The sequence below is a fragment of the Lysinibacillus sp. NPDC058147 genome (genome assembly GCF_042884205.1).
GTDB lineage: Bacteria > Bacillota > Bacilli > Bacillales_A > Planococcaceae > Lysinibacillus.
The window spans coordinates 40,819-64,320 of the sequence record NZ_JBHVUJ010000006.1; the positions used below are offsets into that span (position 1 = coordinate 40,819).

The 23,502-nt window shown below is 37.4% G+C and carries 19 protein-coding genes; 6 read left to right on the top strand and 13 right to left on the bottom strand.

Features of this window, described 5'->3' with window-relative positions; all coding sequences use genetic code 11:
• Positions 1 to 207 precede the first annotated feature (207 nt).
• From ACFVT8_RS17410 to ACFVT8_RS17440, 7 genes are all read right to left on the bottom strand, one after another.
• On the bottom strand, positions 208 to 507 hold the full coding sequence (locus ACFVT8_RS17410) for a late competence development ComFB family protein (protein ID WP_387084717.1): 300 nt from the start codon (positions 505 to 507) through the stop codon (positions 208 to 210).
• A gap of 168 nt (positions 508 to 675) precedes the next feature.
• Positions 676 to 2,799 carry a heavy metal translocating P-type ATPase gene (locus ACFVT8_RS17415; protein ID WP_387084256.1) on the bottom strand — a complete coding sequence of 708 codons (2,124 nt, stop codon included), beginning with the start codon at positions 2,797 to 2,799 and terminating at the stop codon, positions 676 to 678.
• On the bottom strand, positions 2,780 to 3,151 hold the full coding sequence (locus ACFVT8_RS17420; RefSeq protein WP_387084258.1) for an ArsR/SmtB family transcription factor: 372 nt from the start codon (positions 3,149 to 3,151) through the stop codon (positions 2,780 to 2,782). Before ACFVT8_RS17420 ends, ACFVT8_RS17415 begins: the two co-directional genes overlap by 20 nt.
• Positions 3,152 to 3,645: 494 nt before the next feature.
• Entirely contained in the window at positions 3,646 to 6,009 is a 2,364-nt protein-coding gene (locus ACFVT8_RS17425; protein WP_387084260.1) for a penicillin acylase family protein, read from the bottom strand.
• 215 nt (positions 6,010 to 6,224) lie between these two features.
• Complete coding sequence (locus tag ACFVT8_RS17430) at positions 6,225 to 6,980, bottom strand: exodeoxyribonuclease III (protein WP_387084262.1); 756 nt, start codon at positions 6,978 to 6,980, stop codon at positions 6,225 to 6,227.
• A gap of 56 nt (positions 6,981 to 7,036) precedes the next feature.
• Positions 7,037 to 7,951, bottom strand: coding sequence for a UDP-N-acetylmuramate dehydrogenase (gene murB / locus ACFVT8_RS17435; RefSeq protein ID WP_387084264.1), 915 nt, complete (start codon positions 7,949 to 7,951; stop codon positions 7,037 to 7,039).
• A gap of 146 nt (positions 7,952 to 8,097) precedes the next feature.
• Complete coding sequence (locus ACFVT8_RS17440) at positions 8,098 to 8,403, bottom strand: winged helix-turn-helix transcriptional regulator (protein WP_387084266.1); 306 nt, start codon at positions 8,401 to 8,403, stop codon at positions 8,098 to 8,100.
• A gap of 737 nt (positions 8,404 to 9,140) precedes the next feature.
• Between ACFVT8_RS17440 and ACFVT8_RS17445 the strand changes: the two genes are divergently transcribed.
• A complete protein-coding gene (locus ACFVT8_RS17445; protein WP_387084719.1) occupies positions 9,141 to 9,341 on the top strand; it encodes a YceI family protein in 201 nt (66 codons plus the stop codon).
• Between the two features lie 134 nt (positions 9,342 to 9,475).
• Complete coding sequence (locus ACFVT8_RS17450) at positions 9,476 to 9,844, top strand: DUF2500 domain-containing protein (RefSeq protein WP_387084268.1); 369 nt, start codon at positions 9,476 to 9,478, stop codon at positions 9,842 to 9,844.
• Positions 9,845 to 9,873: 29 nt separating this feature from the next.
• On the opposite strand, the gene ACFVT8_RS17455 is transcribed toward ACFVT8_RS17450, so the two are convergent.
• From ACFVT8_RS17455 to ACFVT8_RS17465, 3 genes are all read right to left on the bottom strand, one after another.
• The gene (locus ACFVT8_RS17455) at positions 9,874 to 12,234 is read right to left on the bottom strand and encodes a bifunctional 2',3'-cyclic-nucleotide 2'-phosphodiesterase/3'-nucleotidase (RefSeq protein ID WP_387084270.1); all 2,361 of its coding nucleotides are present in this window, start codon (positions 12,232 to 12,234) and stop codon (positions 9,874 to 9,876) included.
• Positions 12,235 to 12,541: 307 nt separating this feature from the next.
• Complete coding sequence (locus ACFVT8_RS17460; protein ID WP_387084272.1) at positions 12,542 to 13,165, bottom strand: FMN-dependent NADH-azoreductase; 624 nt, start codon at positions 13,163 to 13,165, stop codon at positions 12,542 to 12,544.
• Positions 13,166 to 13,487: 322 nt separating this feature from the next.
• The gene (locus ACFVT8_RS17465) at positions 13,488 to 14,195 is read right to left on the bottom strand and encodes a DsbA family oxidoreductase (protein ID WP_387084274.1); all 708 of its coding nucleotides are present in this window, start codon (positions 14,193 to 14,195) and stop codon (positions 13,488 to 13,490) included.
• Positions 14,196 to 14,321: 126 nt separating this feature from the next.
• On the opposite strand from ACFVT8_RS17465, the gene ACFVT8_RS17470 reads away from it, so the two are divergent.
• Positions 14,322 to 15,701 carry an FAD-dependent oxidoreductase gene (locus tag ACFVT8_RS17470; protein WP_387084276.1) on the top strand — a complete coding sequence of 460 codons (1,380 nt, stop codon included), beginning with the start codon at positions 14,322 to 14,324 and terminating at the stop codon, positions 15,699 to 15,701.
• Positions 15,702 to 15,740: 39 nt separating this feature from the next.
• Here ACFVT8_RS17470 and ACFVT8_RS17475 read toward each other — a convergent pair whose 3' ends face one another.
• Entirely contained in the window at positions 15,741 to 16,667 is a 927-nt protein-coding gene (locus tag ACFVT8_RS17475; protein WP_387084278.1) for a manganese-dependent inorganic pyrophosphatase, read from the bottom strand.
• An 803-nt stretch (positions 16,668 to 17,470) separates the two neighbouring features.
• On the opposite strand from ACFVT8_RS17475, the gene ACFVT8_RS17480 reads away from it, so the two are divergent.
• On the top strand, positions 17,471 to 18,271 hold the full coding sequence (locus ACFVT8_RS17480) for a GNAT family N-acetyltransferase (RefSeq protein ID WP_387084280.1): 801 nt from the start codon (positions 17,471 to 17,473) through the stop codon (positions 18,269 to 18,271).
• A gap of 66 nt (positions 18,272 to 18,337) precedes the next feature.
• Here ACFVT8_RS17480 and ACFVT8_RS17485 read toward each other — a convergent pair whose 3' ends face one another.
• On the bottom strand, positions 18,338 to 19,204 hold the full coding sequence (locus ACFVT8_RS17485; protein WP_387084282.1) for a MurR/RpiR family transcriptional regulator: 867 nt from the start codon (positions 19,202 to 19,204) through the stop codon (positions 18,338 to 18,340).
• A gap of 898 nt (positions 19,205 to 20,102) precedes the next feature.
• Positions 20,103 to 21,332, bottom strand: a complete 1,230-nt coding sequence (locus ACFVT8_RS17490) for an MFS transporter (RefSeq protein ID WP_387084284.1) — start codon at positions 21,330 to 21,332, stop codon at positions 20,103 to 20,105.
• A gap of 206 nt (positions 21,333 to 21,538) precedes the next feature.
• Here ACFVT8_RS17490 and thrC point away from each other — a divergent pair, with 206 nt between their 5' ends.
• On the top strand, positions 21,539 to 22,591 hold the full coding sequence (gene thrC / locus ACFVT8_RS17495; protein ID WP_387084286.1) for a threonine synthase: 1,053 nt from the start codon (positions 21,539 to 21,541) through the stop codon (positions 22,589 to 22,591).
• Positions 22,588 to 23,499 (top strand): homoserine kinase, encoded by a 912-nt coding sequence (thrB, locus tag ACFVT8_RS17500; RefSeq protein ID WP_387084288.1) that lies wholly within the window; start codon positions 22,588 to 22,590, stop codon positions 23,497 to 23,499. Before thrC ends, thrB begins: the two co-directional genes overlap by 4 nt.
• Positions 23,500 to 23,502: the final 3 nt, after the last annotated feature.

A 23,502-nucleotide genomic window follows, 5' to 3' on the forward strand; every position in this document is an offset into this window, starting at 1 on the left:
ACTCCCGTGGGAAAGCGAGATCCTACACGGAGTGCAGCGGAGGAAGCGGCTCGACGCTCGCCCACAGGAAGCCCTGCTCTGCGCGAAAGCGAAGCGTCAACGACAAAGCGAATAGCCTGGAACGGAAATCACTCTCATATAATGCATCACATCATTCACTAAGATTTCCTTAACCATTTTGTTTTTCAAAAACATGAAAAGCCAACTTCATATAGAAGTTGGCTCCGCCTTATGTCGAGGATACTTATTTACCACATGTAATGCATGAATAATCTCTTTATTGATGCGTTCGATATTTTCAGGAGTATTCATCATTTTAAATGCTTCATCTCGAGATTCCATAGATGTAACATATTTACTAGGCAATGCATTCAGTGTAAGTGCCACTGCGTCAAGTTCACAGATTTCACATTTACAAAATGTTTGATATTCCGGTCCTCGTAGTAGAAAACTTACTAAACCACGCACAATTTCCTCTGTAACATTTACTAAAATAGGATCTGACATATTCAAACCTTCGCCTCATTTATATTTAATTGTTACATTATTCCTGAAACCATAATAGCGTTAACAAAGCTTTTTTTCAAGAATCGCTAGTAGCATCTATATCAACAAGTATTACTAGCCCCTCAGAATGACTAATTTCCTACACATTTCCACCGGATTATATCTTATTCACCATTTCTTAGATTTGATTAATCGTAATGAGTTAAGAACAACTATTAATGTAGCACCCATATCTGCAAAGATTGCAATCCATAATGTTAGCCATCCTGGAATAACGAGTAACAGCGCAACCAATTTTAGGGCTAGGGCAAATATAATGTTCTCTTTTATGATGCGTAATGTTTTTCTACTTAAGCCAATTGTATATGGAAGCTTCGTTAAATCATCACCCATTAATGCGATATCCGCGGTTTCTAGTGCTGCATCAGTACCAGCACCACCCATTGCAATACCAACATTGGCTGAGGCAAGTGCAGGAGCATCATTGACACCATCTCCTACCATCGCCACTGCACCAAATTGTGCACGTAAATCTTTAATGGCCATTAATTTTTCTTCTGGTAGTAAACTCGCTCTCACATCAGTCATATTTAAAGAAGCTGCAATTGCCTGTGCTGTTGGTTCTGCATCACCTGTAAGCATAACTTTATGCTTCACTTTTAAAGCACTTAATTTATTTAAGACATCTTTACTTTCTTGACGTAATTGATCAGCAATACCTATCATTCCAATAAACTGATCATTACTAACAGCTGCTACAACTGTTTTACCTTGTTGTTGAAGTTTTTTAACCTGTTCTTTTATCTTTTCATCAACAGTCGTTAATGTAGCAATCCATTTTAAGCTTCCTACATAAATTGTTTGACCATCTACCGTTGCATAGGCACCCTTGCCTGTTACGGATTGAAAATCTGTTGGTATAAGCTCTGTTAAATTTTTCTCATGAAGTGCCTGTAAAATAGCTTTAGCTAATGGATGCTGTGATTGCTTTTCAACTGCTGCTACTAGCTGTAAAACATAATCATCAGACATTTCCTGCGTAAAAATATCTGTTACAGCAGGTTGACCTTTTGTAAGTGTACCTGTCTTATCAAATGCTATTGCTTCAATATGACCAAGTTGTTCTAAATGGATACCACCTTTAATCAGAACCCCTTGTCTAGCAGCATTCCCGATTGCCGTAACTATAGCAACCGGTGTAGAAACAACCAAAGCACATGGACAACCTACAACAAGTACTGCTAATCCTTGGTAAATCCAATGTTGCCAATCACCTATAAATAATGGTGGTATAACCGCTACGAGTAAAGCGACAATCATAATTGCAGGTGTGTAGTATTTCGCAAAGCGATCAACGAACTGCTGTGAAGGTGCTTTTTCTGCCTGTGCTTCTTCAACAAGGTGAATAATTTTTGCAATTGTTGTGTCCTCTACTCGCTTTGTCACCCGAACCTCTAGGGCGCCCTCTTCATTTAGAGTTCCTGCAAATACTTCGTCATCGACTGTTTTACTGACCGGAATAGATTCACCTGTAATTGCTGCCTGATTCACTGCTGACAAACCACTAACTACAATTCCGTCCATAGCAATCTTTTGACCAGGTTTAACGATTAAAATGTCGCCAATTTCAATTTCTTCCGTCGGCAGCTCCATCTCATGGAAATGTTCACCATGCGCCCGCTTTATCGTTGCTGTTGGTGGGGCTATATCCATTAGCTGACGAATCGATTGACGCGCCTTATCCATCGAATACGCTTCAAGTGCTTCACTTACCGCGAATAAAAAGACAACAACTGCCGCTTCTTCCCATTCACCTATAATGGCTGCACCTATTACTGCAATGGTCATCAGCGTCTTCATATCAAATTCAAAGCGTGCCAGATTGCGGAAACCTGTTTTAAAAATTCCAATTCCCCCAACTAGAATCGCGATAATAAACATCCCAATTGTTAACGGATCAGTTTCACTACGCATTGCTCCAAACACATATCCAAGCACTACGAATAACAAAGAGATTCCGGCTAATATATTTTCTGTTTTTCGATAAAAAGGTGTTGATTTTTCAATTGTTCTTGCTGTTGATTGGGATACTTTTATGCCGTCGAAGGCACCTGCTTCCTCAAGTTGATCGACCTCAATATGACCAATAACCGTTATTTTAGAAGCACCAAAATTCACTTGTGCATCCTGGACCTCTGGAATAGCCTTAACATTTTTTTCGAACTTTGCTGCACAGCTGGCACAGGATAAATTTTGTAGCCTATATTCTTGTTTAGTTGGTGTCGCTGCCATTTGCAATCCCCTCTTTCACATGTTCGTAGGCAATCGTTACAATTTGATACACATGCTCATCAGCTAAAGAGTAGTACATTTGCTTTCCTTTACGATATGATTTCGCTAAATTATTATCTTTCAAATAACGTAAATGATGCGATGCTGTTGCTACTGACGATCCGATAATAGAGGCAACATCACAAACACATAATTCATCTTCAACCGTTAAGGCATACGCAATTTTAAGTCTTGTTTCATCAGATAATGCCTTTAAAAATTTTGCTACTCCCGATAAGTCTGGCATCTGCTGTTGTACCTTAATGACTGATTCTTCATGGACATGTGTTATGTCACATACTTCTTTTGGCATTTTCTCACCTCATTCAAATATTTGTTTGATTGTTTTCAATATAACATAATATTCCATCATATTCAAACGAATATTTGAATGTAAATGATTTATATCACAAATATAAAAATATTTTTATTTAAATTGCTACTCATGCATATAAAAACAAAAAAGCTATCACTTTAATGTGATAACTTTGGAATGTTGTTGTGTTATAGTATGGTTCTTTGGCAAAGCAAGGGGTTGATCTCCGTTCCGGTTGACACTTTCCTGGGGCATCGGACTAACGCGTTGTTAGTCACGAAGGCGTTATTACAGGACGTGATGGTTACCTTTGTTCCTCTATCGCTAATCCCCAGGAGTCACCCCGCCGGAACGAAGATCAACCACTTCACTTAGCATAATTGCGTCCAGAATCTGCTTTGTGCTTGCACAAAAACTCCTTTCTACTCGAAAATAGAAAGGAATTTTTGTTGTCTTAATATAAAAACGTATAGATTCTTATACTTCTCTTCCTACTGTGCTTTTAATAGCAACGTTTTGCCTTTAATATCTTCTTTTCTCACAAACGTTTGATGATAATCTCCATTAGCCCAATCCATTACTTGATCTTGATACCATGCAGATTTTACATGCCCACTCTGTCCAGGACCAACGATATGATAGGCTGAGCTTAAATCACCAACATCAACAACAAAGCGCCATGATGCTCCGTGATTAACATTTCCAGCTAAATCATTGTCAGCAGCCTGAACAGTAACCTTTGACCCACCAATAGGAACCTTTTTAGCATTAAAGTATGCCGCAAGAATTGGCGAAGCTTTACCTAATGAATGATCGAAGGTAAGTTGATGGAAGTTACCCCATTTCCATTTCGATACGTTTTTTCCGAATTGATCTTCAATTTGTGCGACAGTGAGCTTTAAAGCCTTGAAAACTGTTGCATCTACTCCACCCTGTTCATCAATCCATATGCTCTTCTTACCGGCATAAGCTGTACGTAAAAGCTGATCTGTAATATTAAATTTCCCATACATTAATTCATACATATCTTCCGGCATCTGATCCTTAAATAACACTTCCTGTAACTTTTCCATTAATGTATGGAACACTAATGGAGCCCCTGAATCCTTGGCATCTACCATATCCCAATTCTCTAATAATTTCATAACATCTTTATATTTTCCATCCTGATCTTGTGCTTTTATCGACGTTAATAAATATGGTAAAAACTCACGAGCATATAAGTTATGCTGATCCATTTGTAAATTCATCATATCTTCCACTGTTAAAGAATCGTTAGCCTCTAAAGCTTCCTTAATCCGTTCAAAACGATAAGGCTGTGCCCATAAATCTGTTATATGATAAGGATATTCTTCCCCAATTACTTCATTATTCGCTGTTGCAATAAAGCCTTCATCTGGGTTTACTACAGTCGGTAGCTTATCCCACGGGATATAGCCCTCCCATCCATATTCACTAGAATCACCCGGTACCGGTAATTGCCCGTCCCCTTGTTTTCGAATCGGAATTTGACCATTCGCTTTATAAGCAATTGTGCCATCCTTTGATGCAAAAACAAAATTTTGAGCTGGTGCCTTAAAATCCTCTAATGCTTTTTCAAATTCACTCCAGGATTTTGACTTATTAAAGCCTAGCACTGCACGTAGTTCTGTCGTTGGTTGCAGTGCCGTCCATTGCATCGAAAATTGTGCTGTAGGCTCAGTATCTTTAAAAGCTAAATCTGTCATGATTGGGCCATGACGTGTGACAACGACTTTAAAATCTACCGTTTCTCCGTCTTTTACCTTAATAGGTTCATTACGCACCTCCGCTTGCTCCCACTTGCCATCATAGCGGAACTGTGTTGGATTATTCGGATTTGGTATTTCAATATATAGATCTTGTACATCAGGTCCAACATTCGTTACACCCCATGCAATGTTATCATTGTGGCCTAAAATAATGCCCGGAACACCCGCAAAGATTACGCCACTCACATTTTGCTCAGGAGTTTGTAGATGCATTTGATACCAAATAGATGGTGTACTCAATCCTAAATGTGGATCATCTGCTAAAATCGGCGTACCGTTTTTTGTTTTCTTCCCTGATACAACCCAGTTATTACTGCCGTTAAATTCATTTGGTAACAGTTCTGTCTTAAAATGCCCTGCCACGGCTACTGGATTTTCTTTATTTGCCTCGATAATGGATGAAGCATTTTCAGGATACTTAATAAATAATTCTTTAGCTTTTTCTTCACCAAAGTTTTGTAAAGCCCAATGACGGAACGCCAGTGTATTCCAATTCCCCCCTAAGTCATAGGCCATATATTTTCCAATAGTAAGAGAGTCTACTACGGACCATTCCTCCGGTTCGTAGCCTAGTAATGCAAATTCATAGCTTAATGTATTATTTTTCTTAGCTTGTGCAATAAAAGCATTAACGCCATCTGCAAACCACTCAAGTACCTGTCTACTTTCTGCATCATAGGTAGATAATGATTTTTCAGCTGCATCACGCAAGCTAAACGTTCGGAAATGTTTGTCAGTATCAATAGTTGCCTCACCGATTATTTCCGACAAACGACCACTAGCTTGTCTTCGCGCTAAATCCATTTGAAACAGTCTGTCTTGTGCTTGAACATAGCCTTGTGCCCGATACAAATCTGCATCTGTCTTTGCAAAAATATGAGGGATCCCCTTGTCATCCCTTGAGACGGTTACATCTTCATCTAGCACGCTCAGCGAAAGCTCTCCATCAATTACTGGTTTTGATTTATTCATAAACCATGTAAATCCGATAAATGCGACAATTGCTACTACAGCTAAAAATCCCACTATGGTCAGTAGCCACTTTTTCCATGTAAACTTTCTCACATCTCAACCCCCTTTTTGCAATATATTCTTTTACTTGCTTGTCAAACCCTTTTAAAAGGTTTGAAATTAAACTTCTTTCAGGGATGTCACGGAATCGGAAAGGAGTTCAATAAAGGATGCTAGCCTAAGCACAAAGCCAATTCCAGACACAATTATGCCGAGGCGTTGCAGTATAAAAAAATCGTATTTCTTTTTAGAAATACGATTTTTAGAAACTAGTTATTTAGCTGTAATTCAATTGGGCAATGATCACTGCCCATAATATGTGAATGAATACTTGCCACATTTATGTTGTTCTTTAGTCTCTCAGAAACAATAAAGTAGTCAATACGCCATCCGATATTACGCTCGCGTACTTTATTCATATAGGACCACCATGTATAGTGGTCTGTCGCATCTGGATACATGTGGCGGAATGAATCCACAAAACCACTTGCCAATAGCTCCGTCATTTTTTCACGCTCTTCATATGTAAAACCCGAATTACCGACATTAGACTTCGCATTTTTCAAATCAATTTCCTTATGTGCAACATTTAAATCACCACAGTAAACTATAGGTTTCTTGGAATCTAGCTCTTTTAAATAAAGCGCTAATCGATCCTCCCATTTTAAACGAAGAGGTAATCTCGCTAAATCACGCTGTGAATTTGGGGTATAAACATTCACTAAGTAAAAATCTTCATACTCTAGTGTAATAATTCTTCCCTCTTCCTGCGATTCATCCTCACCAACGCCATAACGTACAGCAAGCGGGGTATGTTTTGTAAAAATGGCTGTACCTGAATAACCTTTCTTCTGTGCATAATTCCAATATTGCTCATATCCCTCAAGCGAAATCTCCACTTGTTTAGCCTGACACTTTGTTTCTTGAATACAGAAAAAATCTGCATCTACATGATTGAAGAAATCTAAAAACCCTTTACCTAAGCAGGCTCGGATTCCATTAACATTCCATGATATAAACTTCATTTTCTGTTTCACTCCTCAAAAAAACACCCTCCACCATTAGTGAAGGGCATAGTATCCTATAAGTCGTCACCAACGATTTTTACTTCAGTTTCTAAGTCGACTCCAAACTTTTCTTTAACTACTCGTTGTACCATTTGGATTGTTGCAATATAGTCAGTAGCCGTTGCATTACCTTTATTAACAATAAAGCCTGCATGCTTCGTTGATACTTCTGCATCACCTACGCCTTTTCCTTGTAAGCCACTATCTTGAATAAGCTTGCCAGCGAAATGACCTGGTGGGCGCTTAAAAACACTTCCTGCTGAAGGGTATTCTAACGGCTGCTTAGATTCTCGCTGAAACGTTAAATCAGCAATTTTTGCATCAATTTCTTCCTGTACACCTTTTGCTAATTGAAATTCGGATGATAATACATAATAGCCCTTCTTGGCAATGATACTTTGACGATAACTAAGTTCAAGCTCATCTTTCGATAATATTAAAATTTCTCCTTCCTTCGTTAACACTTTCGAAGAAATAATAATATCCTTAATTTCACCGCCATATGCACCTGCATTCATTGCCATAGCTCCACCAACTGAGCCTGGGATACCACATGCAAATTCAAAACCTGTTAAAGATGCTGCCGCGGCCAGTTTCGATACATCCTTAATAAGTGCACCGCTTTGCACGTAAACATGGTCACCATTAATGCGAATCTCATCTAAAAATGAAAATGTAACAACGATTCCTCGATGACCGCCATCGCGAACTACCATATTAGATCCATTACCTAACATTAATAAAGGTATATTATTCTTATGGGCATAGCGAATAACCGTTGCTGCCTCTTCCTCTGTTTCAACGAGAACGAAAACATCCGCTTTACCACCTAATTTTGTCATAGTATATTGCTGTAATGATTCATCTAACTTAATATTGGCTGGATTAATGCTCTGTGCTAAATCCGCCACCCATTGTTCTTTTGTCATGAGAGCTAATTCCTTTCTAACGTCCTTCTTACTCTACACTAGTATGGATTTAGAACCCTAATTTGACAAGTAAAATGAAGGTTATTTTTTATCTCGTATTACATATGTCCATTCCATCAATAATTTTCAAGGTCGACTTCACACTTTTAAAGCCAGCTCGATGCCCATGTTTCGATATTGCGGATTGCTCCTTCTAATGCCCAACCTTTATCCGTCAAAGAATACTCAACACGCACCGGTACTTCTGAATATACTTTTCGTTCAACAAGCCCTTCTTTTTCTAGCTCTTTTAAACGTTCGGATAATAAACGTCCACTTACAGGTAATGCAGATTCAATCTCATTAAAGCGCTGTGGTCCATCTAATAATTGATATAAAATTAACCCTGTCCAGCGTTTTCCGATTAAATCCATTGCTTTAGCTAAACGAGGACATAAATTTGTCTCACTCATTTTTTTCACCTCTTATGTACTCTATTGTAACGATTATTTTTAAAAAAGTAAATTTTAAGTAACTTATTTACTAACAATAATCTGTTTACTATTTTTCATTTGATTACTAAATGTAACTTATGGATGTTTTATCGTTTTGGGATTTGAATTAGATTCAACTTTAAAGTAGGTAACTACTACCTTATCTAACTCTGTCCTTATAGTATTTATATAAAAACTAACGATGCCATAGAAATTACCCTTGACCGTTCAATTAGAGATGAGTAATGGTTGTTTAATATCTGCATTAAAAATGGCAACTTACTTCTATATAGATGCGCATGATTTTATTATTATGACTCCTTCCATTGTTGTATCCCTTTGTAAAAGAAAAGATAGCGTACGGTTATGACGTTACGTTGGTAAAACTGTCTTACGGATTAGGTTTTTATATCATGATAGACATTCACAAAATGAACTTTTATCAATGTAATATTCTTTCATTTTTTTAAAAAATCATTGAATAACCGAATTGTTTATTTTATTATTCATGTAAGATATCAGTTTGGTAGCCCTTTCCAACTAAAAAATATGCGATTGATTTTAGTCATTCAACTATTGGCTTTTCTGTACGACATATGATGATTTCAAAAATATATAGTGTAATGAATTGTATGATGCAAAAAAGCTTTTTCAGACATTGAACAAATGGCGGGTGCAAACATTTTATAGTGTCTCTACGAAAAACTTTGGTCGTTATGTGCTGGTATCTCCCTGATTTTTTTGACGCTGACATTTATCCAAAAATTTCATTTACATCCACATATATTGAAAAACTAGACGACAAGAAGTTTGCTATACATGGAGATTTAACTAATCAATATTCCTCGGCAAAATTTGGTCTGTCACTACAGATAAACAATGCATCCGGAATCGGCTTTGCGCTTAGGCCTGCGTGATGCAGGTCAGTTAGCCGTTATCGCATGGATGCGATGATTTTAGGCTAACATCCTATGTGAACTCATTTCCGATTCTGTGACATCCGCCTTTTTAACGACTTCAAGTACAATATTTCATAGATTGGAGGTCTTTTATGGTTGGGGTTGATGAATTCTCTTTTATACCCAGTATTATTCCAATAATGTTTTTTATCGTGTTCGGTATTATAGCATTTACAATTATTAAAGGTATCTTACAATGGTCGAAAAACAATAATGAACCAGTATTAACAGTACCCTCTAAAGTCGTAACAAAACGTTCGAATACTAGTGGAGGTTCTGGTAACTCTAGTGCCCATACATCGTACTATGTAACATTCGAAGTACAAAGTGGCGATCGTCTAGAATTAAAAATGAATGGTCATGATTATGGACAGCTTGCAGATGGTGACTTTGGCTTATTAACATTTCAAGGAACACGTTATCATGCATTTGAGCGACACAAAAAGGAGAGCAGCATTTAACAACGCGCTCTCCTTTTAACATTTCATTATTACTTAATTAAATATTTACCAAAGCCACCTTCTGTATCGCCTAAATATTCGATATTGCTACCTGCAGGAATGACTTTTTGTGCATCCTTAGCAGATTGGTAAATAATTTTTGTATTCGCTGGGAACGGTACAAATGACCAGTTGTTATCCGCAGCAGGATTAATTGTTTTATTTTCCATAACGTAATCAATAACAGCTTGGCGATTTTCATAAGCATAGTTTGTTACGTTAGAGCCAGCTGTATTTTTAAATGTGGCACCATAAGAACCACCTACGCGGTAATTGTTCGTGATAATGATAAATTCTTGATTTAAATCGATTGGTTTACCATTGTATTGTACATTTTTAATACGATTCGCTTTTTCATCTACCAGAATACCTCGACTATTATATTTCGCTGGAGATGTTACATCGATTTGATATGTTAAGCCATCTAATACGTCAAAATTGTAAGAACGTGCCTCTGGGTCAATAATATTTTGTTCTTCAGTTTTATTTGGATCAATTGTTGCAAAAATACCAGCAGCCATTTCTAACCATTCAATTGCTTGTGCACCTGTTACTTTAATCGTTGCAACAGTATTGTCATAATAATAGATGTCTGCCATATTTTTAATTGCAAGTGGGCCTACAGGAATATTTGTGTAATCTGCAGGGTTATTACGAGAGCCTGCCTTGAAAGGTGCACCAGCAGAAAGAAGTGGTGTTTTTTCATCAGCAGTACCTTTTAATTCTTTTTCAATAAACCATTTTTGAGCTTGTGTCACAATCTGAATAGAAGGATCATCTTGAACCATCGAGAAGTAGCTATGGATCGGTGCAGTTGTCTCACCAACAGGCTGACGAATATACTTCAACGTACCTTCATGTGCTTCTTTAATGGCATTTAAAACTGTATTAGATGGTTGTAAGCCTTCCTGCTTAATAGAACGGATAGATCCTTGTCCTTCTGCCACAACCCATTTAGAGCCGTGTTGCTCTAGTTTTAAATCAATGACTCCAAGATAGCTACCATAGCTTCCTGCCATTACAGTAGGTACACCGTTAATTGTCCCTTTTTCTTGATCAACATTTTTAAGATTTTTATAGTCACCTGGGAATGTTAAATGAGAGTGACCAGTAATTAAAGCGTCGACCCCTTTAATTTCAGAGATTTGGTATCCTACGTTCTCGTTACCTTTTACGTAAGTATCCTCACCAATACCTGAGTGTGAAAGTACTACAATTACGTCTGCACCTGCTTTTTGCATTTCAGGTACAACCTTTTTCACCGCTTCAACTGGTTCTTGCATTTCTACTTTGCCTGCTAAATGAATAGCGTCCCATTCAACAATTTTCGTAGGTACGATACCTGTAACACCAACTTTAATTGTGTGCTTTTTACCTTTATTGTCTACAACCTCTTTATCAAGAATTACATAAGGTGTATACATATGCTCTTTTGTTTTAGCGTCGTATGTGTTTGCATTTACGACTGGATATTTTGCATCATTTAATACTTCATCTAAAAACTCTAAACCATAGTTGAATTCATGGTTTCCTAAAGTTCCACCGTCATATTTCAGTGCATTTAGAGCTGCAATAGCTGGATGAACTTCACCTGGTTTTAAAACATTTTCTAACGCTTTATATGATCCTAGTGGCGTTCCTTGAATTAGGTCGCCATTATCAAATAATAATGTATTCGGATTTTGAGCACGAGCTTGTTCAATTAATGTTGCTGTATTCGCTAAACCTATATCAGACGATTCCGCATCTAAGAAATAATTATAATTTGCAAGGTTTGTATGAATATCTGTTGTTCCTAATATTTGAAGGTCTACTTTAGTTGTAGATGTAGGTAACTTGTATTCAGCAACAAAACGTTCAATAATACTTTGCATTTGATCAATTGTTACATAGTCACGAGGACGAATTGTATTATCCTCAAAACCTTGTAATATGTTTGCTGCTACGGCATTTGCTAAATCTTGCTTATGTGTTGTAGCAATTTGATCTGCATCTTTAAACTTATTTAATACCGAAAGCGGAGCGTTTTCATTGACTAATCCACGGGCAGAAATAACAAATGCTTGTTGACGTGTCAATTTATCATTTGGACCAAACAGTGTCGCAGTTTTACCTTTAATAAGCTTCAACTCTACTGCTTTTTCTACATAAGGGGCTAAATCTTTAGAGACGTCAGTGAAGGCAATTTTCGAACCATCACCTAGCTCCACATTTAAGCTTTCTACTAATTCTTTAACGTAATCCCCACGTGTCACATCGCCTGATGCAGCATTTGCTGATAGTCCAAATGGTAACACCGTGAATAGAACAAGTAACATTGCCAAGAACTTAGTTATTAATTTCTTATTCATGCAACAACCTCCTTATAAATCTAATATTTTCCTACAAATTCTATTATATTATACTAATTGCTTTATTAACTGAACAAATAGTCCTAATTGTATGTATTTTTAAACTAATAGCAAAACACTTTACTAGAAAATGATAGATTAATATCATTTCATATTTATTTCGCATAATATGATGTTATTAAATGTAAATCGAGAATAAGCGCATAATATCAATATTTCAGACCTCCTTACCATCACCATACCTCTTTAAAGGAAATAAAAAAAAGTTCTCTCAAATTAGAGAGAACTTTTATTAAAAAATAATTTATTACGCGTTTACAGTTTGTAAAGATTGAGCTACTTTTTTAACTGCTTCTAGGCCATTTGCAATAATTTCTTGAGCTTTATCTTGTGAAGCGTTATGACCTTCAATGATAACCTCTTCCATAATTTCCATACCGAACATGCCAACAACATTTTTGATGTAGTTAACTGACATTTCCATTGGTTGTGCTTCAGGTGTAGAGTAGAAACCACCACGTGCATTTAGAATAACTACTTTTTTGTCACCCATTAAGCCTTCTAATTGACCATTTTCATTATATTTAAATGTATAACCAGCTTGGAATACATAATCAATGAAAGTTTGTAATTTCGCTGGGATTGTTAAGTTCCAAAGTGGGAAAGCAAATACAACAACATTAGCTGCAGTTAAAGCATCCATAGCTTTTTGTTTTGCTGCTAAAAGACGTGATTCAACGTCTGTTAACGCTTCACCATTTTGAACTTTACCAAAAGCATTGAAAAGATCTTGTCCGAAATAAGGCATGTCTTCTGCGAATACGTCAAAAGTCGTTACATCTACACCTTGTACATTTTCCATAAATGTGTCATACATTTTTGTTGAAATACCATCTGGTCGGTTGTTAGCTTTTACTACTAATACATTCATTATATAAATTCTCCCTTAAATTTCAAAATTTAATATCTCGAATTCAAGATATATGAATATATTAAAAAACTTTGTGTAAAAAGTCAACGTTAGTATACTAAGACTTTTGACCGAAATGCGGATGTTTGGAAATACTCACATCATAACTTAAGGTTGATTTTCGTTCCGACTGGGTGCTTTCCTAGCATCGATGTTGGCCACGAAGGAGTCACCCAATCTCCACCCCAATCAACTTTTCCACATGATATGCATTTTTACATAGACCATCTTTTTTTATTATTCCCTTACTAATCTGATCCGTTCTTGATCTATTCCAACAAACTTAAAATTTACAACTATCGTCCGTACAAACTCCACCGTCTTCAGAACCTGCCATCTTTAATCCAGGTTGTAAGCCTTCTTCCTCTGCTACTTTACGTAAAGTTTCTTCAAATACTTCTTGAGGCTGTGCCCCAGAAATACCGTACTTACGATTTAACACAAAGAATGGTACCCCTCGTACACCAAGCTGTAGCCCTTCTTGTATATCTGTCTCTACTTCTGTTTTAAAATCATCGTTCGAAAGAACCTTTGCAACTTCTTGACGGTTCAGACCTACTTGCTCAGCAATATCCATTAATACATCGTCCTGACCAATACGCTTTGCTTCAATAAAATAACTGTATAATAGTGCTTCGACAAGTGCTGTAACATCCCCTTGTTGTTCCGCCCATTTTACTAGACGATGCGCTTTTAATGTATTTTCCTCCATTGAATCATCAAAGTTATAATCTAGACCAACTTCTTTTGCACGAGCAGCAACACCTTGCGTCATTTCCTTCGCTTTTTCTAGCGACATTCCATACTTTTTCGCCAATGCTTCATACGTAGACACATTTGTATCCACAGGTGTTGTTGGATCAAGTTGATAGCTTTTATAAACGAGCTCTACATGCCCTGAATAACCAGTATCCTGAATCGCCTGCTCTAACTGCTTTTTACCAATATAACAAAATGGACATACATAATCTGACCAGATTTCAATTTTCATAGGTAGTCACGCTCCTTTTGCAACATTGTAGCGATAGTAATTACAATAAGGCAATTTTTATGCCTCATTGCATAAATCTTCAAATCAATCTACATACTGAACGTAAAAACAATGTGAGGGTTATATATGACACAATCTCTTTGGCTCGGAACAATTGATCCCGTCTCGCTACCATCTCTTCCCGCATCAACAACTTGTGATGTATGTATAATCGGTGGAGGCTTGACGGGACTATATACAGCCTATGTCTTAGCAAAATCAGGTGTAGATGTAGTCTTGCTTGAAGCAAATTCCCATATCGGTCATGGTACGACTGGGAATTCAACAGGAAAGTTAACTGCACAGCATAGCTTAGTTTATGCCAACCTTATTGAAAAACTTTCTGTAGATGAGGCACGACTTTATTATCAACTAAACCAAATAGCCGTAGAAAAAGCATTACAATTACTCCCTAAAGAAAGTATTCAACAAGTAGATTCATTGCTTTATTGCCAAACAAAAGAAGGCTATGCCCAATTATTAAAAGAATGGAATGCCTATAAAGTATTAAATATTAAGGCGAAGATCACTTCAGATACAGAGCTTCCTTTCCCAATTAAAAAAGCACTTAGCATGTCCCAGCAGGCACAAATACATCCTGTAGAAGTTTGTAATTTCCTTGTAAAAGAAGCATTATCAATGGGTGCAAAAATCTATACAAATACCCGTGTTCAGCAATTAAACATACCACAAAATAACTTACATACCGCAAATCATTTGACGGTTCAATATAAGAAACTTATTTTGTGCACACATTATCCAATCGAAGCCTTTAGGGGGCTTCAGCTTTTTAAACTTTCTAACAGTCGCTCCTATATGGTTGCTGGAAAAATTACTGATACACTGCAAGGTCAATATTTATGCGTAGATAATCCTACTCGCTCTATTCGGACGGCTACCATTAATGGTGAGCATTATTTAGTATTAGGCGGAGCTAATCATATTGCAGGTGAAACAGCCAATACGAAACCCTATTATGAGGCTATTCAAAATGAAATGAGGGCACATTTCGATCAGAATCCAATCTATCGCTGGTCAGCGCAGGATATTGAAACACCTGATATGGTCCCGTATGTTGGCAGGATTACACAGTCCTTACCTAATGTTTTCATTGCAACTGGCTATCGAAAGTGGGGAATTTCTAATTCTTTTGTAGCTGGAGATTTACTATCCTCCCTAATAACAGGAGCAGGGAATGAAGATGGTGCAATCCCTCTTTATTCGCCAGCACGAACGAAATTTGGGGCTCAGTTTATGCAAATGCTAAAAGTTGGAGGCTTCGTAGCCAAGGAGTTCGTGACAGGTTATGTTAAACATGCCAATACACCAACTTGCACGCATTTAGGCTGTAAAACAAAATGGAATGAAGCCGACGAAACTTGGGATTGCCCTTGTCACGGCTCTCGCTTTAATGCCAAAGGAGAAGTTCTTGAAGGTCCTGCTGTACACCCATTAAAGCTAGAATAAGAAAAGAGGTTGCCTTTTTTAGGACAACCTCTTTTTTCATTATTTCAATGCATCAGTTAAAACTGGAACGATTTGTTTTTTACGCGATACAACACCTGGTAAAAGAATTCGATTATTCACAAGCTCAGCGCCAAATCCTTTTGCTGCAGCTTCCGCTACTTGTCCAATTGCAACGGCAGTTGAATCATTGTTTAAAATATCTGTTACAACAAAGAAGAATAAATCTAAACCATTTTCCGCTACATTTTTATTTAATAAAATTTCTAATTCCTCTTGGCGACCAAGTACATCGTTGATATCAACAGCGTTTACTTGAGCTACTACAGATTTATATTCACCGAATTGGAATTCTTTTGCATCTAATGATAAAAGATCCTCTAATGATTTATCTGAAAGGTCAGCACCCGCTTTAAGCATTGCTAAACCGTATTCAGCAGCATCAACACCTGCAATTTTCGCTAGCTCCTCACCAGCTTTTACATCTTGCTCAGTGCAAGTTGGAGATTTGAATAATAATGTATCAGAAACAATAGCAGAAAGCATTAATCCAGCAATGTTTGCAGGAATTGCTACGCCGTGCTCTTTGAAGATTTTATTTAAAATTGTTGCTGTACAGCCTACAGGTTCTGCACGGTAGTATAGTGGATCAGCCGTTTGGAAGTTTGCAATACGGTGATGATCAATCACTTCTGTAATTTGTACTTCTTCAATTCCATCAGCAGATTGCTGGAATTCATTGTGGTCTACAAGGATTACTTTTTCAGCTTCTCCTACCACTGATGAAATTAATCGAGGTGCCTCAAAGCCAAATTTATCTAAAGCAAATTGTGTTTCGTTATTTACTTCACCAAGACGTACTGCTTCAGCATCAACGCCAATTTGCTGTTTTAAATATGCATATACGATTGCAGATGTAATTGTGTCTGTATCGGGATTTTTATGACCAAAAACTAAAACTTTACTCATTGAATTTATTCCTCCTAAATGGCAATAACATTTATAATTTTTTATTTTATCATACCTTATGAACAAACATGTTATAAAGTGAAAGTTTATCTATATAGGATCTACTGCCAATACAGATCTAAAACCACTTATTTTAGGATAACTGCGTCTTCATGTAATATTTATATTTTCTATTCATTAAAGAAGCTAATTAAAGGGCTTGTTAGTCACTCTCAAAATGGAGGGGAATATTTGTTAAAACGTGTGCCATAAATATAAGTTGATCGGAGTAAAAACTCGTGAACTCCTTGGAGATCATACTATCACAGATGAAATCCTGGAGCGAGAAGTAGAGAAACGCGAAGGCTAAAGGCACCACGCCTTGTGATGACGGTTCTGATCAACATCGTACTATCTGCTTCGCTTTCGCACAAAACACATCTAGTGGACCAAGCGACTCATCCAACGACTCCAGGAAGCTCTACCCAGCGCGAAAGCGAAGCGTCAGCAGCAAAAGGTTTTATCTGTGCGAAAGCGAAGCGTCAGCAACAACAAAAAGCACAGTCGAAACGGAAATCAAACTACTTTATGGCAACCATCAGTAGATTACCTATTTATATCATTTTTAGGTTATTACTAATTTTAATATATTTATCCGTTAACAACATCCTATTTATAATATTTAATAGTAATAATACATAGTTTATAAAAAATATTTACTATTAATAGATATATAGTTGTGTTTCCGTATTTAAGAAAACATAATTTTATGCTATTATCAGATAGTCTATATTTATTAGGATATACAGGAAATGGGGATCACGATGACAAAGAAGATGGAAAAAAAGTATATTCCTTTAGCAAATTATTTTGAAGTAGCTTTACAACAAGAAATTACTTTATCATTTAGCGAACTCGAAAATATTATGGGACAAGCCTTACCAAATGCAGCTTACTTGAATAGGAGCTGGTGGAAGAAAACAAAGCCCCCACTCTCTCACTATTTGTCATGGACAAATGCAGGCTACTATGTCATTGATGTAAAACTCGGTACCAGTGTAACTTTCGGGCGTACACAAATGAAGACTACGAGCAATATTTCTAATAATGACGATAACCCACCTGCATACATAATTCGAGCAATTGAAGCATCTGATGCTAGATCATTTATTCATTTGCAAGAAGAAATTTTCCAAAAAACCGACTTCATGTATAATATGGAAAACGAATTAGACCTCACAGTTCAACAGCTTCGTAAAGATTTAGTCTATTGGAAACAATTGAAAAACCGCACGATTTTACTTTGTATATTAAACGGCATTTTTGCTGGCTATGCCGTTGTCCATGGATATAAACATTCTAAAGCTAAGCATGTTGCATCAGTTCGCCTAGCTGTTAAGGAAGAGTATCAACGACAAGGTATCGGTTCAGAACTAATGAAGGCAGTTGAACACTGGTCTCTACAGCGCGATATTTCACGCTTAGAAGCATCTGTTATGGAGCATAACGATGGTGCTTTAAGTTTGTTTAATAAATTAGGTTTTCAGCAAGAAGGTATCCGACATAATGCCATTAAATTAAATGATACCTTTATTAACGAATATAGCTTAAGTAAAATTTTATAAGTTTCTTTTTCAAGGATGTCTAAAACTTATTTGGACATCTTTTTTATGTGTAACATTGTATAGCTTTTAGAAAACCTGCTTTTCTCTTACAGCATCTAAAAATAGCAAATTATTTTCTACTTGTTCATATGATTGCTGATATTTCTCATATTGTGCCTTATCTTGACTGACCATTTCCTCAATTAGCGCATGTAAAAACGAAAACAAAACTGGAATAACGTCCAATGAAGATTGCTTTTTCAGACCAAGTGTAAATAACGCACTTGCATATTCTCGAATAGAAGACAACGCCGAACCAGTAATGGCGATAATTTTAGCTTTTTTCTTCTTGGCTATTTCTACAATCGTTTGGATGTCGTTAGAATGCTTTTCCCACGAAAGAACTATTAATGTCGTGTGCTCACTCATACTGTTAATTTGCTGTACAATATCATCGGATTCTGAGCGAAGCTGTTTCACATTTGGGCGTAATGTTTTCATTGTAGACGATAGCCAATTTGCAATGGATGCAGCTTGACGAGTACCTAAAATATAAACGTTCTCTGCTTCATGCATCCATTTTGAGCTTTTTTGAAGCATATTATCGTTAATCAAATGAATCGTATCTTGAATATTTTGAATATCACGTTGCATCACCTTACCAAAACTCGGAATATTCTTCTTACTTGAAGAATAAGTAGATTGTAGGCTCGCCCCATCATTTTGATTCATTAAATGGCTTCTAACCTTGTCTTGAAGCTCTACATAGCCCGATAAATCCATCGCATAACAAAAACGAATAACTGTCGATTCACTAACATTCGCCTGTCTACCAACTTCTGCTGCTCCGTTACCAATTATAACTGTTGGGTTATTCATAACAAATTGTGCAACTTTACGCTGTCCCTTCGACAGCCTAACAAATTTTCTTTCTATAGCTTCTTTAATACTCATTTCTAACAACCTTTCTTTCAATGAAATTATCACGAATGGAGATTGTTTCCTGCTGACTCTAAATCTGAATCAATTATGCCTCGGCATAATTGCGTCCGGAAACGGCTTTGTACTTAGGCCTGCAAATGTTTTTTGTGCGAAAGCGTAGTGCTAACGCAGCGACAGCAACGTGTCTTTGTCTGTGCGAAAGCGAAGCGACAGCAACACAACATGACGCAAGTCAGTTAGCCGTTATCGCATGGATGCGATGATTTAGGCTAACATCCTCTGTGAACTCCTTTCCAGTTTCCGTGACATTCGCCGGAGGCTTTAGGCCAACAAATGTTTTCTGTGCGAAAGCGTAGTGTTAACGCAGCGGCAGCAACATGAAGTTGGTCACTCAGTCGTTGCCACAGGACGTGGCATTCTTAGACTTAGTTCCTATATTTCAGTGGATGTTTGTACACCCGCTGAAATAAGTTAAAAATACAGTATCACGATTAGATTCTGAATACAATGACTTTTCCGAAAAATCTTCAACGCTTCAACTTGCTAATATGATAGTTCAAAAAAAAGACATAAAATCGTTCTATTTTCATTAACAAAGTTTAATGATGAATTATCACTATAACTAGAGAGTTGATTTTCGTCCTGACTGGTCGCTTACCTAACGAAGCTCGCTTAGAGTTTCCACTTGTAGCATTGTAATCCCAAGTCCCTACCATACACTTCAGACAACTTGTCCACATGCTATAAATTTTAACAAAATGCATCCCATTTTTAGCGATGTACCTTATTGATTGTGATTTTAACAGATTTTTAAAAATATTTGAATAAAAATTAATATTTCATAATTTTTATGTAATAAATTATAAAAAATGTCTTGGACTATGGTTCATCCAAGACATGATTCTTTTTGTTATTCTAATTCAATTTGTTTCGTTTCTTGACCTAAAAATATTACCCCGACAACACCGATAATAATCGCTCCGCAAAAAATAGCAAAGATGAAGCCGATATCATAACCTGCTGTTAACAAAAAGCCTACTAACAGAGGTCCAAAAATACCACCGATGCGCCCAACAGCCGCCGCCATTCCTACACCCGTTCCACGAATAATAGCTGGATACTGCTCTGGTGTATAAGCATAAAGTGCACCCCAAGCTCCTAGGTTAAAGAATGATAAAAACATACCCGAAATTAATAGCACTACTATTGTTTCGGCATTACCAAAAATGAAAGCACTTACAGCTGTACCAATTAAATAAGAAACAAGTACAAATTTTCGTCCAAATTTTTCTATAAACCATGCAGCTGTAAAATAACCTGGTAGCTGTGCAAGCGTCATAATGAGAACATATTTAAAGCTCGTAATCATATCAAAGCCTTTACCAACCATGACACTAGGTAGCCATAAAAACATACCATAATACGAGAAAACAACCGTAAACCATAGCACCCATAACATAAGTGTCGAACGTACATATTTTTTTGACCATACTTCTCGAATATTTTGCACAACACTACGTTTCTTAGACTCAGCCTTTACAGAAAATTGTGGTGAATCTGGTAAGTGCCAGCGAAGATAAATTGCATATATTGCTGGAATTGCCGTTAACAATAAAGCTATACGCCATCCCCATGATGGAATAACAAAATACGAAATCAATGCTGCGATTAACCAGCCCACCGCCCAGAAACTTTCCAGTAAAACAACCACTCGCCCACGCTCTTTGGCTTCTACGCTCTCGGAAACTAACGTCGATGCGACTGGCAATTCTCCCCCTAGTCCCATACCTACTAAAAAGCGTAGTGCCATAAAAGCAGCTAATGTAGTTGTTAATGCGGACAGGCCACTTGCAATCGAAAATAATACAAGCGTCCACATAAAAATTTGCTTACGACCCACTTTATCGGCAAGCGCTCCGAAAATAAGAGCTCCTACAGCCATACCAATTGAGTTTATGCTACCTATCCAGCCCGATTGACTCGGCGTTAATCCCCACTCAACTGCTAATGCGGCAATAACGAATGATAATATTCCTACATCCATTGCATCGAAAAGCCATCCAACGCCTGCTACCCCTAAAAGCTTATTGCGAGAAATAGATTGTTGAGACTTATTCTTTGTTACTGTATTTGTCGTCATTTTAACCACCTGTCTTTACACTTGACTATACAATCGTAAGTTTACTATACAGTTGTTTCAAGAAAGTGACAAGCAAAATTCAAATTACCGAATTGTTTCGACAATTTCCGAATTGCTATTGAAAACATGGGGCAATTTGCGTTAAAATGTCTTTTATACAAAAACAACTGTTCTTCCTATAAGAACAAAAGGAGATCGTAAACGTTATGTGGAAAGGCCTTATTGAAGAATATAAACAATTTTTACCCGTAACAGAAAATACACCTGCTCTAACTTTAAACGAAGGCAATACGCCTCTTATACATTTAGTAAATTTATCGAAAAAACTTGGCATTGAGCTTTATGGAAAAATCGAAGGTGCAAATCCAACCGGTTCTTTTAAAGACCGTGGTATGGTGTTTGCCGTTGCAAAAGCGATTGAAGATGGTAGCAAATGTGTTATTTGCGCTTCAACTGGTAACACATCAGCAGCCGCAGCAGCTTATGCAACACGTGCTGGAATCCAGTCCATAGTCGTTATCCCTAAAGGGAAAGTGGCTCTAGGTAAGCTAGCCCAAGCGACAATGTATGGCGCGAAGATTATCGAAATCGACGGCAATTTTGATGATGCGTTAAATATTGTTCGTCAAGTAAGTGAAACAACTCCAGTCGCACTTGTAAACTCTGTGAATCCATACCGCATTGAGGGGCAAAAAACGGCATCATTTGAAATTGTAGATGCTTTAGGAACAGCCCCAGATTATCTTTGTATCCCTGTTGGTAACGCAGGTAACATTACTGCGTACTGGAAAGGCTTTAAAGAATACGATGCTGCAAAAGGCTCTGGTTTACCAAAGATGTTCGGCTTTGAAGCTGAAGGCGCAGCAGCAATTGTAAACGGTGAACCTATTGCTAATCCTGAGACAGTGGCAACGGCTATTCGTATTGGTAATCCTGCAAGCTGGAAATTCGCAGAAGCAGCCCGTGACGAGTCCGGTGGAATTATTGATTCGGTTACAGACGAAGAAATTTTAGCTGCTTACAAATTAATTGCTGGCACTGAAGGAATTTTCGTTGAACCAGGTTCAGCTGCATCGTTAGCAGGCGTTATTAAATCAGTTGAAAATGGCAAGATTCTGAAGGGCTCTAAAGTTGTGACGATTTTCACGGGTAACGGATTGAAAGATCCTGATACTGCCATGAATGTCTCAACTGTAGATGTTGTCTCACTTAAAAACGATGAGGAAGAAATTCGAAAATACATCGAGGGCGTACTATGAGTAACATGTGGGAAATCTCAGTTCCTGGGAGCACAGCCAATCTAGGGCCAGGCTTTGATTCAATAGGACTTGGTTTGTCTCTTTACTTAAAGTTAACCGTGTCTTTACAGGACAGTTGGGAAATTATCCACCTCGATGATAATGGTCCTAAAGAGTTTGAGCTGGAAGAGCACTTACTATACGTGATTGCAAAAAAAATTGCGGATCAATACAGTAAGCAGCTACCTGCTTGCCGTGTTGAAATGGCAAGTGAGCTTCCTTTAGCTCGTGGTTTAGGGAGTAGTGCAGCAGTCATCGTTGCAGGAATTGAACTAGCTAACCAAGTCTGTGACCTAGGCTTAACTGTACAGGATAAACTCAATTTATCCTCACAAATCGAAGGACATCCAGACAATGCAACGGCCTCAGTATTAGGAGGATTAACAATTTCCTCAATGGATGAAAATGGCATTGTTGATACATTTCATGTCAATGATATCGATGCTTCCTTTGTTGTGTACGTGCCCGATGTCGAACTAAAAACAAGCGAATCTCGGTCTGTTTTACCAGAACAATTTGACCGTGCATATGCAGTGCGTGCCTCTGCAAATGCTAATATGCTAGCAGCATCATTAATGATCCGTGATTTTAAACGCGCAGGTCGTTATATGGAAGTTGATTTATTCCATGAACCCTTCCGTGCCAATCTAATTCCACAATATAAAGAAATTCATGCGGCCGCAAAGGCTAATGGAGCATTTGGAACGGCTTTAAGCGGTGCGGGACCAACGCTGATTTCCATCATTCCTACTGCTATTGCGCAAGATTTCGTAAATGCCATGAAAAATCAATTTTCAGAGCATCAAATTATCTTAACAAAAGCCGATGAAAATGGTGTAAAGGTAAAAAGACGTCTACTGCAAAAGTAGACG